Below are 18718 nucleotides of genomic sequence, written 5' to 3'. Positions count from 1 at the left end.
CCCACTCGTCCGGGACCGCTCACCCGGGCCGCTCGGCGCACCGCTGCACCCTTTCCGTCCCCGCCCCGAAGGACTGACCTCCATGACGGACCAGCCCCAGAACTCCGTACCCGCGTCCGGATCAGCGCAGGACCGGACCGTTCCGCAGGTTCCCGGGGCCGACCCGGTCCGTCCGGTGCCACGTTCCCCGCTCGCGGACCTGTTCGCGGCGTGGGTGACCCGCGCCCCCGAGGCGCCCGCCGTGACGGACGGCCGGCGGACCTGGTCCTACCGCGAGGCCGACGCCTGGGCCAACCGCCTCGCGCACGAGCTGATCGCGGACGGGGTGGGGCCGGAGCGCACGGTGGCGCTGGTGCTGCCGCGCTCGGTCGAACTGATCGTGGCGGAACTCGCGGTGGCCAAGGCCGGCGGTGCCTTCCTGCCGGTCGACCCGGCGTACCCGGCCGAACGCCGGGAGCTGCTGCTGTCCGACGCGGCGCCGGCGGTGGTCCTCGACGACCCCGACCGGATCCGCCGCGCGACCGGCCCGGACCGCGCCCCGCAGGACACCGACCGGCTCGCCCCGCTGCGCCCCGGGCACCCGGCCTACGTCATCTACACCTCCGGATCGACCGGCGTGCCCAAGGGCGTGGTGGTGTCCGATACCGGACTGGGCGCCTTCACCGCCGCGGCGCAGGAACGATACGCCGTGGGGCCGGGCGACCGGGTGCTGCAGTTCTCCTCGCCCAGCTTCGACGCGTCCGTCCTGGAGCTGTGCATCTCCCTGCTGTCGGGCGCGACCCTGGTCGTCCCGCCGGACGGACCGTGGCTGGGTGACGAACTCGCCGAGGTGCTGCGGGAGCACCGGATCAGCCATGCGCTGATCCCGCCGGCGGCGCTCGGCACGCTGCCCGGCCCGGCGGACGGCCATCCGCTGCCGGACCTGCGCACCCTGATCGTGGGGGCCGAGGCCTGCCCGGCCGACCTGGCCGACCGCTGGGCGGCGGGTCGCCGGCTGATCAACTCCTACGGCCCCACCGAGGCCACGGTGGTCGCCTCCTGGACCGGACCGCTGGCCGTCGGCGCCGGCACCCCGCCGATCGGCCGGCCGCTGCCCCGCACCCGGGTCCACGTACTCGACGAGGCGATGCGGCCGGTGCCGACGGGAGCCGCCGGCGAGCTGTACATCGGCGGCGAGGGGGTGGCCCGCGGCTACCTCGGCCGCCCGGGCCTGACCGCCGCGCGCTTCGTGGCCGATCCGTACGGGCCGGCCGGCAGCAGGCTCTACCGCACCGGCGACCTGGCACGCCGGAACGCCGACGGCGAGCTGGAGTTCCTCGGGCGGACCGACCACCAGGTCAAGATCCGCGGCTTCCGCGTCGAACTCGGCGAGATCGAGGCGGCGTTGGCGGACCAGGACGGGGTGGGCGAGGCCGTCGTGGTGGTGCGCGAGGACGAGCCCGGACGCCGGCGGCTGGTCGGCTACGTCACGGCCGCCGACCCGGACCGGGCCCCGCAGCCCGGGACGCTGCGGACGGCGGTGGCCCGCACCCTGCCGGCCCACATGGTCCCGGCCGCCGTCGTCGTCCTGGACGCCCTCCCGCTCACCGCCCACCACAAGGTCGACCGGCGCGCCCTGCCCGCACCCGGCCCGCTCCACGGCACCGGCCACACCCCGCCCCGGACGCCCGCCGAGCGGACCGTCGCCGGCATCTGGTCCGACGTCCTGGACGTCCGGCCCGTCGGCGCCGACGACGACTTCTTCGCCCTCGGGGGCGACTCCGTCGTGGCCGTCCGCGTGCTCTCCCGCATCCGGGACGAACGGGCCGTCCGGCTGACCGTGCGGGACCTGTTCACCGCCCGGACGGTGGCCGGGCTGGCCGCCCTCCTCGACGCGGCGGACACCCACGACCCGTCGGGGCCGGTCACCCCGGCCCCGCGCACCGGCCCGCTGCCGCTCTCCCGCGCCCAGCAGCGCCTGTGGTTCCTCGACGACCTCACCCCCGGCGGCACCGAGTACCACACCGGCGTGGGATTACGGCTGCGCGGCCCGCTGGACACCGGTGCGCTCGGCCGCGCCCTGGACCGGCTCGCCGCCCGCCACGACGCGCTGCGCACCACCTTCACGACGGTCGACGGGCGCGTGGTGCAGCGGGTCGACGGCCCCGCCGCCCTGCCGCTGCGCACCGCCGACCTGCGCACCCTGCCGGCCGCCCGGCGCCCCGAAGAGGCCGAGCGCCTGCTCACCGAGGAACTCCGGCGCGCCTACGACCTGGACCGGGGACCGCTGACCCGGGCCCTGCTCGTCCGGCTCGACGAGGACGAGCACCTGCTGCTCCTGGCCCAGCACCACATCGTCACCGACGGCTGGTCGGTCGGCCTCCTCGTCCGCGAACTGGCCGCCCTCTACGCCGCGGAGGCCGCGGGAACCCCCGATGGTCTCCCCGAACTCACCCTGCAGTACCCGGACTTCGCGCTCTGGGAGCACGGTCGGCCGGCCCCGGAGCGGCAGGCCGACGACCTCGCGTACTGGAAGCGGCAGCTGGCCGGCCTGCCGCTGCTGGACCTGCCGGCCGACCGGCCCCGGCCGCCGGTGCGCACCACGGCGGGCGCCGCCCACCGGCACGAACTGCCCGCCGACCTCACCGACCGCCTGTCCCGGCTCGCGCGGGCCAAGGGCACCACCCTGTTCACCCTGTTCTCCGGCGCGGCCGCGGTGCTGTTCTCCCGCTACACCGGCCAGCGGGACATCGCCTTCGGCACCGTCACCAACGGGCGCGACCGGCGGGAACTGGAGGAGGTGGCCGGCTTCTTCGTCAACACCGTCGTGCTGCGCACCGACGTGGACGGCACCGCCACCGTCGACCGCTTCCTGGACGGCATGCGGGCGACGCTGCTGGACGCCTTCGCCCATGACGGGGTGCCCTTCGACCGGGTCGTCGAGGAGCTCGCGCCGCCCCGCGACCCCAGCCGCACGCCGCTGGTGCAGGTCCTCGTCGTCCAGCAGACCGCCATGGTGCCGCCCGGGCCGGCCGGCGGCGTCCGGATCGACGAGCACCCGCTGCCGCGCCCGGCCGCCCGCTTCGACCTGGTGCTGGAGTTCCTGCCGCGCGGCGACGGCTCGTTCGGGCTGACCGTCGAGTACAACACCGACCTGTTCGACGCCGCGACCGCGGCCCGGCTGGCCCGTCATCTGCACCTGCTGCTGGCGGGCATGGCCGACGGCCCGCACCGGACCGTCGCCGAACTCCCGCTGCTCACCGACGACGAGCGGCGCACCATGCTCGATGCCTGGAACACCCCGCAGGCGCCCGGCCGCGAGACGACGCTGCCGGCGCTCTTCGAGGAGCAGACCGCCCTTACCCCCGACCGCACCGCCGTGGTCTGCGGGGAGACCCGGCTCAGCTACGACGAGGTGAACCGGCGCGCCAACCGGCTGGCCAGGATGCTGGCCGCCCGCGGCGCCGGCCCCGAGTCCCTGGTGGCGCTGGCCCTGCCGCGCTCCGCCGACCTGGTCACCGTCCTGTGGGCGGTGCTCAAGGCGGGCGCCGGCTACCTGCCGGTGGACCCCGGCTACCCGGCCGACCGCATCCGCTTCATGCTCGCCGACGCCCGCCCGGCCGTGGTCCTCACCACCCGCGAGACGGCCGGCTGCCTGCCCGAGGGCACCGAGGCACTCGTCCTGGACGAGCCCGGCACCGCCGACGCGCTCGCCGCCGGCCCCGCGCACGACCTGACCGACGCCGAGCGGGTCCGGCCGCTGGACCCCGGCCACCCCGCCTACGTCATCTACACCTCCGGCTCGACCGGCCGGCCCAAGGGCGTGCTGGTCACCCACCGCAGCGTGGCGGACCTGGCGGCCTGGGCGGGGGAGTGGTTCGGCCCGCAGCGGCTGGCGCACGTGGTGGCCTCCACCTCGCTCAACTTCGACGTGTCGGTCTTCGAACTGCTCTGCCCGCTGCTCTCCGGCGGCAGCATCGACGTGGTGCCCGACCTGCCGGCCCTCGCCGACGGGCCGACGGACGGCGGCCCGCGGCAGGCCGGGCTGATCAGCGGCGTGCCGTCGGTGCTGTCCCGGATGCTCACCCGGGACGCCGCCGTGCAGGCCGGCACCGTGGTCCTGGCCGGCGAGGCGCTGCCCGCGCGGACCGTACGGGAGATCCGCCGGACCATGCCGGCCTGCGAGATCGCCAACATCTACGGTCCGACAGAGGCCACCGTGTACGCCACGGCGTGGTTCGCCGGCGACGGCACCCCCGAGCAGGCCCCGCCGATCGGCCGACCGGTCGCCCGGACCCGCGCCTACGTCCTCGACAGCCGGCTGCGGCCCCAACCCCCGGGCGTGACGGGGGAGTTGTACCTCGGAGGCGGCGGGCTGGCCCGGGGCTACCTCCGACGGCCCGGGCTCACCGCCGCCCGGTTCGTCGCCGACCCGTTCGCCGGGCCGGGCAGCCGGATGTACCGCACCGGCGACCTGGCGCGGTGGACCGCCGACGGCGAGCTGGAGTACCTGGGCCGGGCCGACCACCAGGTCAAGGTGCGGGGCTTCCGGATCGAACTCGGCGAGGTCGAGGAGGCCCTGCTGGCCTGCGACAACGTCACCCAGGCCGCCGCCACCACCCGGGAGGACGACGGCCACAAGCGGCTGATCGGCTATGTCGTCCCGGCGCCCGGAACGGAGGCCGACCCGGACGCGATCCGCCGCGCGCTCGGCCGCCGGCTGCCCGACTACATGGTGCCCGCCGCGGTCGTCGTCCTGCCGGCGATGCCGCTCAACCCCAACGGCAAGCTGGACCGCGACCGGCTGCCCGCCCCCGACCGGTCCGTCGGGACCACGACCGACTACGTGGCACCGCGCACCGCCACCGAACGGGCGCTGGCCGCGGTCTGGGCCGACGTGCTGCGGGTGGAACGGGTCGGCGTCGACGACAACTTCTTCACGCTGGGCGGCGACTCGATCCTCAGCATCCAGGTGGTCGCCCAGGCCCGGCAGGCCGGCCTGGCCGTGACCTCGCGCGACGTCTACCGGCACCAGACGGTCGGCGCACTCGCCCAGTGCCTGGACGCCGCCGATCGTCCCGCCGGGCCCGCGCGCGCCGAGGAGGCCGCCACCGGCGACGCACCGCTCACCCCGATCCAGCACTGGCTCTTCGAGAGCGACGCCGAGCGGGCCGGCCACTTCGGGCAGACGCTCTCCGTCGAACTCCCGGACGACCTCGACCCGTTGGCGCTGGAGCAGGCGCTGCGCGACCTGGTCGCCCACCACGACGCGCTCCGCTCGCGCTTCGACCGCGACGACGACGGCCGCCGGCGGCAGCACATCGACGCCGCGCCGCCCCACCTCGTCCTGCACCGGCACACCGGACCCGACGACGACGCACCCCACCTGGGCCCGTTCGACCTCGCCCGGGGGCCGCTGCTGCGCGCCGTCCTGCACGACCGCGCGGACGGACGGCCCGCCGTCCTCCACCTGACCGTCCACCACCTGGTCGTCGACGGCGTCTCCTGGCTGCTGCTGCTGGCGGACCTGGACCGCGCCTACCGGGCCCGCCGCGAGGGTGAACCCGCCGCCCTGCCGCCGAAGTCCACCCCGCTGCGCCACTGGGCGCGCCGGCTGACCGACCACGCCGACGCCGGCGGCTTCGACGACGAGGCCGGCTACTGGACGGACCTGGCCGCCGGCTGCGACCCCGCGCTGCCGACCGATCTCGACGGTCCCAACACCTACGCCTCGGCCCGCTCGGTGACCGTCCGCCTCACCCCGAAGACCACCGCCGTCCTGCTGCACACCCTCCCCGCCGCCTACCGCACCCAGGTCAACGACGTGCTGCTCAGCGCGCTGGGCCGGACGCTGCGCGACTGGACCGGCCGCGACCGGACCCCGGTCGACCTGGAGGGCCACGGCCGCGAGGAACTCTTCGAGGACGTCGACCTGAGCCGTACGGTCGGCTGGTTCACCACCCGCTACCCGGTCGCCCTCACCGTGGCACCGGACGCGGACTGGGGCACCGTGCTCAAGTCCGTCAAGGAACAGCTGCGCGCGGTGCCCCGCCGCGGCCTCGGCCACGGCGTCCACCGCCATCTGCGCGGCACGGCCGGCCTGCCGGGGGCGCCGACCGCCGGCCTCAGCTTCAACTACCTGGGCCAGTTCGGTCTGCCCGACGGCGACGGCGGCCTCTACCGCGGCCTGCACCGCGGGCTGTCACTGGACGCCGACCCCGCCGCGGCACGGCCGCACGCACTGGAGGTCGTCGGCCAACTCGACGGCGACGCGCTGGAGTTCACCTGGTTCTACTCGGCGAACCTGCACCACGAGGGGACCGTCGCCCACCTCGCCGGGCAGTTCGCCGGGGCGCTGGAGGAGATCGCCCGGCACGGTGCCCGGCCCGGTGCGGGCGGGCGCACCCCGTCCGACTTCCCGCTGGCCGACCTCGACCAGCCCACCGTGGACCGGCTGGTGGGGCACGGCGGGACCGTCGAGGACATCCACCCGCTCACCCCCACCCAGGCCGGCATGCTCTTCCACCGGCTGTCCCAGGACGACCAGAGCGTCTACCACCAGCAGCTCACCTTCGTGCTGGACGGCGTGCCCGACCCGCGGACGCTGGCCGCGGCCTGGCAGCGGATGACCGACCGGACCGAGGTGCTGCGCGGCCGCGTCGTCTGGCACGACGTGCCCGAGCCGCTGTTCGTCGTCGAACGCCGCGCCGAGGTGCCGGTCACCCACCTGGACTGGCGCGGCCTCACGGACGACGAACGGCAGCAGCGGCTGCGGGACCTGCAGGACCGGGACCGGCGGCGCGGCATCGACCTGGACACCGCCCCGCTCCAGCGCCTGACCCTGGCCCGGCTGTCCGCCACCGAAGTGCAGGTCGTGTGGTCCTTCCACCACCTGGTACTCGACGGCTGGAGCCTGTTCCAGGTGCTGTCCGACGTGTTCCGCGGCCACGCGCTGCTGCGGGGCCCGGACGGCGGTGACGACGGCACCCCGACCGACACCGGTCTGCCGGTCCGCCGGCCGTTCCGCGACTACGTCGCCTGGCTGCGCGACCGCGACCGGACCGAGGCCGAACGGCACTGGCGGGACCGCCTCGCCGGGCTCGGCGAACCCACCGCGCTGCCCTACGACCGCGAACCCACCGAGACCCATCGCGCGGAGTCCTCCGCGGTGGTGCGGGTCACCCTGCCCGCCGCCACCTCCCGCCGCCTGGACGACCTGGCCCGCGGCGCCGGCCTGACCGTCAACACCCTCGTCCAGGGCGCCTGGGCGCTGCTGCTGGCCCGCCAGACCGGCCGGCCGGACGTCGTCTTCGGCACCACCGTCTCCGGCCGGCCGCCCGAGCTGCCCGGCGTCGAGGCGATGAACGGCCTGTTCATCGCGACCGTCCCGACCCGGCTGACCGTCCCCGCCGACGGCACCGTGCGGGACTGGCTGCGCCGGGTGCAGGAGATCCAGAGCGACGACCGGCGCTTCGACCACGTACCGCTCGCCCGGCTCAAGGGCCTCACCGAACTCCCCGAACGGGCCCGGCTCTTCGACAGCATCGTGGTGTTCGAGAACTATCCGGTCGGCGACGATCTCGCCGCCGCGCACGGCCTGCGGCTGACCGGACTCGACGGCATCGAGACCACCAACTATCCGCTCAGCCTCGTCGCCTACCCCGGGCCCGAACTGGCCCTGCGGCTCGGCTACGACCCGGAGCTGTTCGACGCCGCCACCGTCGAGCGGATGGCCGAGTACCTCACGGTCCTGCTGGCGGAGATGGCCGACGACGCCGGGCGCCCGCCGGCCCGGCTGCCGGTCCTCGGCGCCGCCCGCCGCCGGCAGGTGCTGGAGGAGTGGAACGACACCGCCACCGCACTGCCCGAGGACACCGTCGCCGGGCTGTTCGCCGCCCAGGTCCGGCGCACCCCCGACGCCCCCGCCCTGGACACCGGCGACGGCACCCTGAGCTACCGCCAACTCGACGCCCGCGCCGAGGCGTTGGCCCAGCGGCTGACCGCCCTCGGTGTCCGCCCCGAACACCCGGTCGCCGTCCTCATGGATCGCTCGGCCGCCCTGGTCGTCGCCCAGCTGGCGCTCGCCAGGACCGGTGGCGTGTACGTTCCGCTGGACGGCCGCGCGCCCGAGCAGCGGCTGCGGCAGGTGCTGGCGGAGAGCACCGCGGACCTCGTCCTCACCGACGCCGCCTGGCAGGACACCGCCGCCGCGGTGGCACCCGGCGGGCGCACCCTGCTGGTGACCGACGAAGCGGGCGAGCCCGCCCCGGCCGACCTGCCCGCACCCGCGGTCCACCCGGACCACGTGCTCCAGCTGATGTTCACCTCCGGCTCCACCGGGCGGCCCAAGGGCGTCGCGGTGCGCCACCGGGACGTCGTGGCGCTCGCCTCGGACCGCGCCTTCGCCGGACACGACCGGGTCCTGCTGCACTCCCCGCAGGCCTTCGACGCCGCCACCTACGAGCTGTGGGTGCCGCTGCTGCGCGGCGGCCGGGTCGTCCTGGCCCCGCCCGCGGACGTGGACGCCGCCACGGTCCGCCGCGCTATCGCCGAACAGGGCGTGACCTGCCTCTGGCTGACCGCCGGACTGTTCCGGCTGCTGGCCCAGGAGGACCCCGGCTGCCTGCGCGGCGCCCGGGAGGTGTGGACCGGGGGAGAAGCCGTACCGGGCGGGGCCGTGCGCCGCGTCCTGGAGGCCTGCCCCGGCCTCACCGTGGTCGACGGCTACGGACCCACCGAGACGACGACCTTCGCCACCCGGCGGGTCTTCCGGGCCGGCGACCCGCTGCCCGCCACCCTCCCCATCGGACGCCCGCTGGACAACACCCGGGTCTACGTCCTCGACGGCACCCTGCAGCCCCAGCCGCCGGGCATCCCCGGTGAGCTGTACCTCGCCGGGGCCGGGCTCGCCCGCGGCTACCACGGCCGGCCCGGCGCCACCGCGGAGCGCTACCTCGCCGACCCCTTCGGCCCGCCCGGCAGCCGGATGTACCGCACCGGCGACCTCGTGCGCTGGAGCCCGGACGGCGAACTGCACTTCGTGGGACGGGCCGACGACCAGATCAAGATCCGCGGCTTCCGCGTGGAACCGGCCGAGATCGCCGACCGGCTCACCCGCCACGACGCCGTCGCCGAGGCGCTGGTGGCCGTCCCCGCGGACGGCGGCCGCAAGCGCCTGGTCGCCTACCTCGTGCCCGCCGCGGGCGCGAGCCTGCCGCCGGTGGACGAGCTGCGCGCGGCGCTCGCCGCCGAACTGCCCGACTACATGATCCCGGCCGCGTTCGTCACCCTGGACGCACTGCCGCTCACCGCCAACGGCAAGGTCGACCACCGCCGGCTGCCGACCCCCGACTGGTCCGCGGCCGGTGCCGGGGAGCATGTGGCGCCGCGCACCGAGACCGAGCGGATCCTCGCCGGGATCTGGTGCACCCTGCTGGGCGTGGCACGGGTCGGTGTCGAGGACAACTTCTTCACGCTGGGCGGCGATTCGATCCTCAGTATCCAGGTCGTCTCGCGCGCCCGGAAGGCGGGCCTGACCCTCACGCCCCGGGACGTGTTCCGGCACCCGACCGTCGCGGCCCTGGCGGCCGCCACCGGTTCCACCGCGCCCGTCACCGGCACCGACCCGGTCGACGGGGACGTCGACCTCACCCCCATCCAGCACTGGTTCCTCGACGCCGACCCGCAGCGCCCCGGGTACTTCAACCAGTCCGTCGTCATCGAACTGGCCGAGGACCCCGACCCGGAGGCGCTGGAGACGGCGCTGAACGCGCTGTGGCGTCACCACGACGCGCTGCGGGCCCGCTTCGACCGGCGCCCGGACGGCACCTGGCACCAGCACTGCCCCGGCCCGGACGCGACGGACCCGCAGCTGCTGCGGATCCACCACCTGGCCGGCCGCACCGTCGAGGAGCGCACCGCCGAGGCCGACGCGGCCATGGCCGAGGCCCACGGCGGCTTCCGGCTCGCGGACGGCCCGCTGCTCGCCGCCCGGCTCTTCACGGGGAGACAACTCCCGGCATCCAAGCTCTTTCTGACGGTGCATCATCTGGTCGTCGACGGCGTCTCCTGGCGGGTCCTGCTGGAGGACCTGGAGACCGCCTACCGCCAGGCACGCACCGCCGAACCGGTCCGGCTGCCCGCCCGTACCACCTCCGTCCAGGAGTGGGCCCGGCGGCTGCGGGCCCACACGGAAGCCGGCGGATTCACCGGCGAGAGGGCCCACTGGGAGACGGTGGCCGAGCACTGCGCGGCCCCGCTGCCGGTCGACGCCGACGGCGGCAACACCGTCGCCGACCTGCGCTCGGTCACCGTCCGCCTGGACCCGCGGGACACCGCCGACCTGCTGCACAAGGTGCCCGGCGTCTACCGCACCCGGATCAACGACGTCCTGCTCACCGCGCTCGGCCGGGTACTGGCCGACTGGACCGGCCGCCGCACCGTCGCCGTCGGCCTGGAGGGCCACGGCCGCGAGGACCACCTCTTCGACGGCGTCGACCTGTCCCGTACGGTCGGCTGGTTCACCAGCCTGTTCCCGGTCGCCCTCGACGTGCCGGCCGGCGGCTGGGCCGATGCCCTCAAGTCGGTCAAGGAGCAGCTGCGCGCCGTACCCGGCCGGGGCCTCGGCCACGGAGCGCTGCGCCATCTCGCGCCCACCGCCGGGATCGCCGACGCAGCCCTCCCTCCGATCAGCTTCAACTACCTGGGCCGCTTCGACTGGACCGCCGACGGCGGCGGCCTGATCCGCGCGGTACGCGGTGGACTCGGCGGCGCCGCCGCACCCGAGTCCGTACGGCCGCACCTGCTCGACGTCGTGGGCCGGGTCGAGGGCGGCAGCCTGGAACTCACCTGGCACTACAGCCGCGGCGTGCACCGCGAGGAGACGGTCACCGCCCTGGCCGAGGGCATGCGCACCGCCCTGACGGAGCTCGTCGCGCACTGCGCCGCCCCGGACGCCGGCGGCCGCACCCCCTCCGACTTCCCGCTGGCCCGCCTCGACCAGACGGCCGTGGACCGGATCGTGGCCGACGGCCGCACCGTGGAGGACGTCTACCCGCTGACCCCGATGCAGGCCGGCATGCTCTTCCACGGCCTGATGGACCCGTCCTCCGACGCCTACTTCAACCAGGTCCAGCTGCTGCTGACCGGTGTCACCGACCCGGCGGCGCTGGCCACTGCCTGGCAGCAGACCGCCGACGCCAACCCCATGCTCCGCACGCGACTGGTGTGGCAGGAGACCCCCGAGCCACTCCAGATCGTCCAGACCCGGGCCACCGTCCCCGTCACCCACCACGACTGGACCGGCCGAAGCGCCGAGCGCGGCGAGGAGGCGCTGGCCGCCCTGCTCGCCGAGGACCGGGCGGCCGGCCTCGACCTCACCACCGCGCCCCTGATGCGGCTGACCCTGATCAGGCTCGCCGCCGACCAGGTGCGCCTCGTGTGGACCTTCCACCACATCCTGCTCGACGGCTGGAGCGCGGCCCAGGTCGTCGACGAGGTCTTCGAGCGGTACGCCGCGCTCACCGCCGGCCGCCGCCCCGAGGTCCCCTCGCGGGCGCCGTTCGCCGGCTATCTGCGCTGGCTGGCGGAGCAGGACGACACCCACGCCGAGCAGTACTGGCGCCGCACCCTGGCCGGCTTCACCGCGCCCACCGAACTGCCCCGCGACCGCACGCCGTTGGAGGCCCACCGCAGCGCGTCCTCGGACACCGTGCACCTCACGCTGGACGCGGCCGACTCCGCACGGCTGCGGGAGACCGCGCAGCGGGCCGGCCTCACCATGAACACCGTGCTCCAGGGCGCCTGGGGGCTGCTGCTCGGCCGCTACGGCAACACCGACGACGTGGTCTTCGGCAGCACCGTCTCCGGCCGGCCCGCCGACCTGCCCGGCGTGGAATCCATGGTCGGCGTGTTCATCAACACCCTGCCGACCCGGGTGCGGATCGACGCCGACCGCCCGCTGCTGGACTGGCTGCGCGAGGTGCAGAGCGCCCAGTCGGAGTCCCGCCGGCACGACTTCGTCTCCCTCGCCCAACTGCAGAACTGGAGCGAACTCCCCGGCGGCGTCGGCCTGTTCGACAGCATCGTGGTCTTCGAGAACTACCCGTTCGACCGCGATGCCCTCGCCCGGCACGGCCTGCGCGTGGCCCAGCAGCGCGAACTGGAGCCGACCAGCTACCCGCTCAGTGTGGTCGTCGCCCCCGGCGAGCGCCTCACCATCGCCCTGGACTACGACCCGGCCGCCTTCGACGCCGCCACCATCGAGCGGCTCGGCGGCTGCCTGCGCGTGCTGCTCACCGAAATGGCCGCCGACCCGGAGCGCCGGCTCGCGGACCTGCCGCTGCTGACCGCGGAGGAGAGCGCCCGCCTCCTCGACCGGTCCGGCGCACCGGCCGCCGCGACGCCGGACCGCGTACTGCCGGAGGTCTTCGAGGAACAGGCGGCCCGCACCCCCGACGCCGAGGCCGTGGTGGCCGGGACCGAAAGCCTCACCTACCGGGAACTCAACGCCCGCGCCAACCGGCTGGCCCGGCTGCTGATCGCCTCGGGCGCCGGCCCGGAACGGTTCGTCGCCCTCGCGCTGCCGCGCACCGCCGACCTGCCGGTGGCCCTGCTGGCCGTCCTCAAGAGCGGCGCCGGCTACCTGCCGGTCGACCCGGCGTACCCGGCCGAGCGGATCTCCTTCCTCTTCGACGACGTCCGGCCGGACATCCTCCTGACCACCTCCGACCTCGCCGCCCGCCTGCCCGACGGGCCCACCGTCCGGCTCGCGCTGGACGACCCGGCGCTCGCCGGACGCCTCGCGGAGCAGTCCGCCGCCGACCCCGCCGACGCCGAGCGGGCCGGCGCCCTGCTGCCCGCCCACCCCGCCTACGTCATCCACACCTCGGGCTCCACCGGCCGCCCCAAGGGCGTGGTCGTCACCCACGGCTCGGTGGTGGCCCTGGCCGACTGGGCGGCCACCGCGTTCGGCAGCCGGGGCCTGGCCCACGTCGTCGCCTCGACCTCGCTCAACTTCGACGTCTCGGTCTTCGAGCTGCTCTGCCCGCTGCTCTGCGGCGGCCGCATCGACCTCGTCGCGGACCTGCTGGCGCTGGCCGAACGCACCGAACCCTGGACCGCGAGCCTGCTCAGCGCCGTCCCCTCCGCCCTCGGCCGGCTGCTCGCCGAGGACACCGTGCACGTCACCGCGGACACCGTGGTCCTCGCCGGCGAGGGGCTCGCCGCCCGCACCGTCCGCGACGTCCGCGCCGCCGTCCCCGGCTGCACGGTCGCCAACATCTACGGCCCCACCGAGGCCACCGTCTACGCCACCGCCTGGACCTGCGACCCCGCCGACCCGGACCGCACCCCGCCCATCGGCAGCCCCGTCGGCGGCGCCCGCGCCTACGTCCTCGACGCCCGGCTCCGGCCGGTACCGGCCGGCGTACCCGGCGAGCTCTACCTCGCCGGCACCGGCGTGGCCCGCGGCTACTTCGCCCGGCCCGGCCTCACCGCCCGCCGGTTCCTCCCGGACCCGTACGGCCCCGCGGGCGCACGGATGTACCGCACCGGCGACCTCGTACGCCGGGACGCCGACGGCCAGTTGGTGTACCTCGGACGGACCGACGACCAGGTCAAGGTGCGCGGCTTCCGGATCGAACTCGGCGAGGTCGAGGCCGCGCTGACCCGCCACCCCGACGTGGCCGAGGCCGCCGCGCGGGTCGTCGAGACCGACGGCCACAAGCGCCTGATCGGCTACGCCGTCGGCCGGGGCGCGACCCGCCCCGACCCCGCCGAGGTACGCGCCTTCCTCGCCGCGCGCCTGCCCGACCACCTGGTCCCCGCGGTCGTCGTCCCCCTGGACCGGCTCCCGCTGGGCACCACCGGCAAGCTCGACCGGCGCGCCCTGCCCGCCCCCGACTGGACCGCCCCCACCGGCGGCCAGGTGGCCCCGCGCACCGACACCGAACGGACGCTGGCCGCCATCTGGGCCCAGGTGCTGGGCGTGGAGGCGGTCGGCGTGGAGGACAACTACTTCACCCTCGGCGGCGATTCGATCCTCAGCATCCAGATCGTCTCCGCGGCCCGCCGCGCCGGCCTCGACCTGGCACCCCGGCACCTGTTCGTCCACCAGACCGTCGCCGAACTGGCCGCCGCCGTCGGGCAGTTGCCGGCCGCGGCGGTCCCCGCCGACCAGGGCCCGGTGGTGGGGGAGGTGCCGCTCACCCCCGTCCAGCACTGGCTGTTCGAGACCCTGCCCGGCACCGCGGCGCACTTCACCCAGTCGCTCTCCTACGAACTCACCGCCGACACCGACGAGGACGCGCTGCGCACCGCGCTGGCCGCGGTGCTGGAACACCACGACGTGCTGCGCTCCCGGTACGCACCGGCCGCCGACGGCCGCTGGCGGCAGCACACCGCGGCCCCCGGCGCGGCCCCCGACCTGGAGGTCCGCGACCTGCCCGGCCGGGACCCGAAGGACCGGGCCACGGCGCTGCGCGCCCTGTCCGATGAGCTCTGCGCGGGCTTCGACCTGGCCCACGGGCCGCTGCTGAAGACCGTGCTGTGCCGCCCGGCCGACGACGAGGAGGCCCGCCCGGTGCTGCTGCTGGCCGCCCACCACCTGGTCGTGGACGCGGTGTCCTGGCGCATCCTGCTGGAGGACCTCGACACCGCCTACCGCGCGGTGCGCGCCGGGGGCCGGGCCGGGCTCGGGCCCCGGACGACCTCCTTCCGGGACTGGGCGCAGCGGCTCCGGGACCACACCGCGGCCGGCGGCTTCGACGACGAACTCCCGTACTGGACCCGGGCGCACGCGCCCGCCGCCCTGCCCACCGACCGCACCGGCCGCAACACCGCCGCCTCCGAGGACACCGTGACCGTCCGGCTGGAGGCCGAGGAGACCCGCCGGCTGCTCCAGGACGTGCCCGACGCCTACCGGACCCGGATCAACGACGTCCTGCTGTGCGCCCTGGGCCGCGTACTGGCCCGCTGGACCGGGCACGACCGGGTACTGGTCGGGCTGGAGGGCCACGGCCGCGAGGAGATCTTCGACGACGTCGACCTGTCCCGCACGGTCGGCTGGTTCACCACCATGTTCCCGGTCGCGCTGGACGTCCCCCCGGGCGCCGGCCTCGCCACGGTCCTGAAGTCGGTGAAGGAGGGCCTGCGCGCGCTGCCCCGGCAAGGCCTCGGCCACGGCGCCCTGCGCCACCTGCGCGGCCCCGCCGCACCGGGCCTCCCGGACGCCCCGCAGATCGGCTTCAACTACCTCGGCCAGCAGGACTGGCACGCCTTTGCCGGGGACGGCCTGCTGCACGCACCGTACGGCCCGCTGGAGGGCGGCATGGACCCGGCGGCCGAACGGCCGCAGCTGATCGACGTGGTCGGCCGGGTGACGGACAAGCGGCTGGAGTTCAGCTGGTCGTACTCGACCGAGCGGCACCTGCCCTCCACCGTGACCCGGCTGGCCGAGGAGATGGCCGCCGAACTGCGGGAGATCGTCCGGCACTGCGCCGAACCGGGTGCCGGCGGCCGCACGCCCTCCGACTTCCCGCTGGCCCGCCTCGACCAGGACACCGTCGACCGGCTGGTCGGCACCGGCCGGGACGTCACCGACCTCTATCCGCTGACTCCCACCCAGACCGGCATGGTCTTCCACGGCCTCGACGCCCCCGAGGAGGGCCTCTACGTCGAACAGGCCACCTTCGTCGTGGACGGGGTGCGCGACCCGCGGGTGCTGGCCGCCGCCTGGCAGCACGTCGTCGACCGCACCCCCGTGCTGCGCACCGCGGTGCTGCTGCACGAGGCGCCCGCCCCGCTGCAGGCCGTGCACCGATCTGTCACCCTGCCGGTGACCGAGCTGGACTGGAGCGACCTGCCGCCGGTCGAGCGGGCGGCCGCGCTGGAACGGCTGCTCGCCGAGGACCGGGCCCGCGGCATGGCCCTGGACCGGGCCCCGCTGCTGCGGCTCACCCTCATCCGGCTCGCCCCGTCCGAGGTCCGGGTCGTGTGGATCTTCCACCACGTCCTGCTGGACGGCTGGAGCGTCTTCCAGGTGCTCGCGGACGTCTTCGCCTGCCACGCCGCCCTCACCGTCGGCACCGAGCCCCGGCTGCCGGACCGCAGACCGTTCGCGGACCACGTCGCCTGGCTCGCCGCCCAGGACCCGGCCTCGGCCGAGGCGCACTGGCGCCGGGCGCTGGCCGGGCTCACCGCCCCCACCCCGCTGCCCTACGACCGGCGCCCGGCCCCCGGCGCCGCCACCCGCTCCGGCACCTGGCTGTCGCTCCACCTCGACGAGGAACGCACCGCCGCGCTCCAGGACTTCGCCCGGCGCCACCACCTCACCCTCAACACCGTCGTCCAGGGTGCCTGGGGCCTGCTGCTGTCCCGCTGGAGCGGCGAGCGGGACGTCTGCTTCGGCTCGACGGTCTCCGGCCGGCCCGCCGACCTGCCCGGCGCCGAGGCCATCCCGGGCCTGTTCATCACCACCCTGCCGGTACGCGTCGACGTCACCGGCGACACGCCCCCGGCCGAGTGGCTGCGCGGCGTCCAGACCGCGCAGGCCGACGCCCGCGGATGCGACCACGTCGCGCTGTCGGACCTGCACGACTGGAGCGAACTGCCCGCCGGCACCCCGCTGTTCGACAGCCTGGTGGTCTTCGAGAACTACCCGATCACCACCACGGCCGCCACCGCGCACGGCCTCCGGGTACGCGATCTGCACGCGCTGGAGGCCACCAACTACCCGCTGACCGTGGTGGTGTCGCCCGGCTCCCGGCTGACCGTCGAACTCGGCTACGACCCGCGGTACTTCGCGGAGTCCACCGCCGGGTCCCTGGCCGGACAGCTCGTGCACACCCTCGGCGCGCTCGCGGAGCCCGGTGCGGCGACCTCCCTGGACCGCATCGACGTGCTGCCGCCGGAGGAGCGCGCCCGGCTGACCGATCGGTCCGCCCGGCCGGACGGCGACGCCGTGCCGCCCGCGACCCTGGCCGCGCTCATCGAGGCGACGGTCGACCGCTCACCCACCGCGCCCGCGCTGGAGGATCCCGAACTGCGGCTCAACTACGCCGAGTTGGAGGACCGTGCCAACCGCCTCGCGCACCGGCTGATCGCCCGCGGAACCGGCCCCGGCGATCTCGTCGCCCTGGTGCTGCCCCGGTCGGCCGACATGATCGTCGCCCAGCTGGCCACCGCCAAGGCGGGCGCCGCCTACCTGCCCGTCGACCCCGGCTACCCGGACGAGCGGATCGCCCTGATGCTGCGCGACGCGGCCCCCGCCGTCACCCTGCGGGCCGCGGACGTCCGGGACCTCCTGGCGGCCGGCCCGGACGGCACCCCGTCCCACCGCCCCACCGACCGCGACCGGACCCGCCCGCTCGACCTCGACGACCCGGCCTACGTCATCTACACCTCCGGATCCACCGGCACCCCCAAGGGCGTCGTCGTCACCCACCGCGGACTGGCCGGCTTCGCCGCCGCCGAGGCCGACCACTACCAGGTCCGGCCCGGGGACCGCGTGCTGGCCTTCGCCACGCCCAGCTTCGACGCGTCCGTACTGGAGCTCTGCATGGCCCTGCCGGCCGGCGCCTGCCTGGTGGTCCCGCCGCCCGGCCCGCTGCTCGGCGCGCAACTCGCGGACGTGCTGCGAACCGCCCGCATCACCCACACCCTGCTGCCACCCGCCGCGCTCGCCACCGTCCCGCCGGACACCCCCGGCACCCTGCCGGACCTGCGCACCCTCATCGTCGGCGCGGACACCTGCGGCGCCGAACTGGCCGGCCGCTGGGCCCCGCACCACCGGATGGTCAACTCCTACGGCCCCACCGAGACCACCGTCGTCGCCACCTGGTCCGATCCGCTGCCGGCCGACGGCGGTACGCCCCCGATCGGCCGCCCGCTGCCCGCCACCGGCGTCTACGTCCTCGACGCCCGGCTCCGCCCGGTCGCCGACGGCGTCCCCGGCGAACTGTGGATCAGCGGCCCCTCCCTGGCCCGCGGCTACCTGGGCCGCCCCGGCCTGACCGCCGCCCGCTTCCTCGCCGACCCCTACGGCCCGCCGGGCACCCGCATGTACCGCACCGGCGACCTGGTGCGGCGCGACGCCCACGGCGACCTCCACCACCTCGGCCGCACCGACCACCAGATCAAGCTGCGAGGCCACCGCATCGAGGCGGGCGAGGTCGAGGCCGCGCTCGCCCGCCACCCGGCCGTCCGCGACGCCGTGGTGACCGTACGGGAGGACGAGCCCGGACGGCCGCGGCTGGTGGCCCATCTGCTGGCCGCACCCGGGGCCGACACCCCGATCGGGCCGGAACTACGGGCCTTCGCCGCCCGTACGCTGCCCGCCCACATGGTCCCCGCCGCCTTCGCCGTCCTGGAGCGCTTCCCGCTCACCGAGAACGGCAAGACCGACCGCGCCGCCCTGCCCGCGCCGGAACCGGAACCCGAAGGGCCCGCCGGGCACACCGCCCCGCGCACCCCCACCGAGGAAGTCCTCGCGGACCTCTGGTCCCAGGTCCTGGAGACGGCCGTGGGCGTCGAGGACGACTTCTTCGCCCTCGGCGGCGACTCGCTGCGCAGCCTGCACATCGCCGCCCGCGCCAACGAGACCTTCGGCGTGGCCCTGACCCCCCGGGACGTTCTGGCCTCCCGCACCGTCGCCGCCCTCGCGGAGCTGGTGGAGGAGCACGTCCTGCGCGAACTCGAAGACGCCGCACGCGGCGACCACGACCCCGACGAACGGTGAGGA

At 75.8% G+C, this 18718-nt stretch carries 1 protein-coding gene; it reads left to right on the top strand.

Translation table 11 applies throughout. The features are described 5' to 3' along the window. Positions 1-82: 82 nt before the first annotated feature. Entirely contained in the window at positions 83-18715 is an 18633-nt protein-coding gene (locus V2J85_RS07715; RefSeq protein WP_330821022.1) for a non-ribosomal peptide synthetase, read from the top strand. The last annotated feature ends 3 nt before the right edge of the window (positions 18716-18718 follow it).

It is taken from the genome of Streptomyces bugieae, from assembly GCF_036352915.1.
GTDB classification, from domain to species: domain Bacteria; phylum Actinomycetota; class Actinomycetes; order Streptomycetales; family Streptomycetaceae; genus Streptomyces; species Streptomyces endophytica.
Note: the sequence above shows the minus strand (reverse complement) of the source record. Positions and strands in the feature narration are given on the sequence as shown.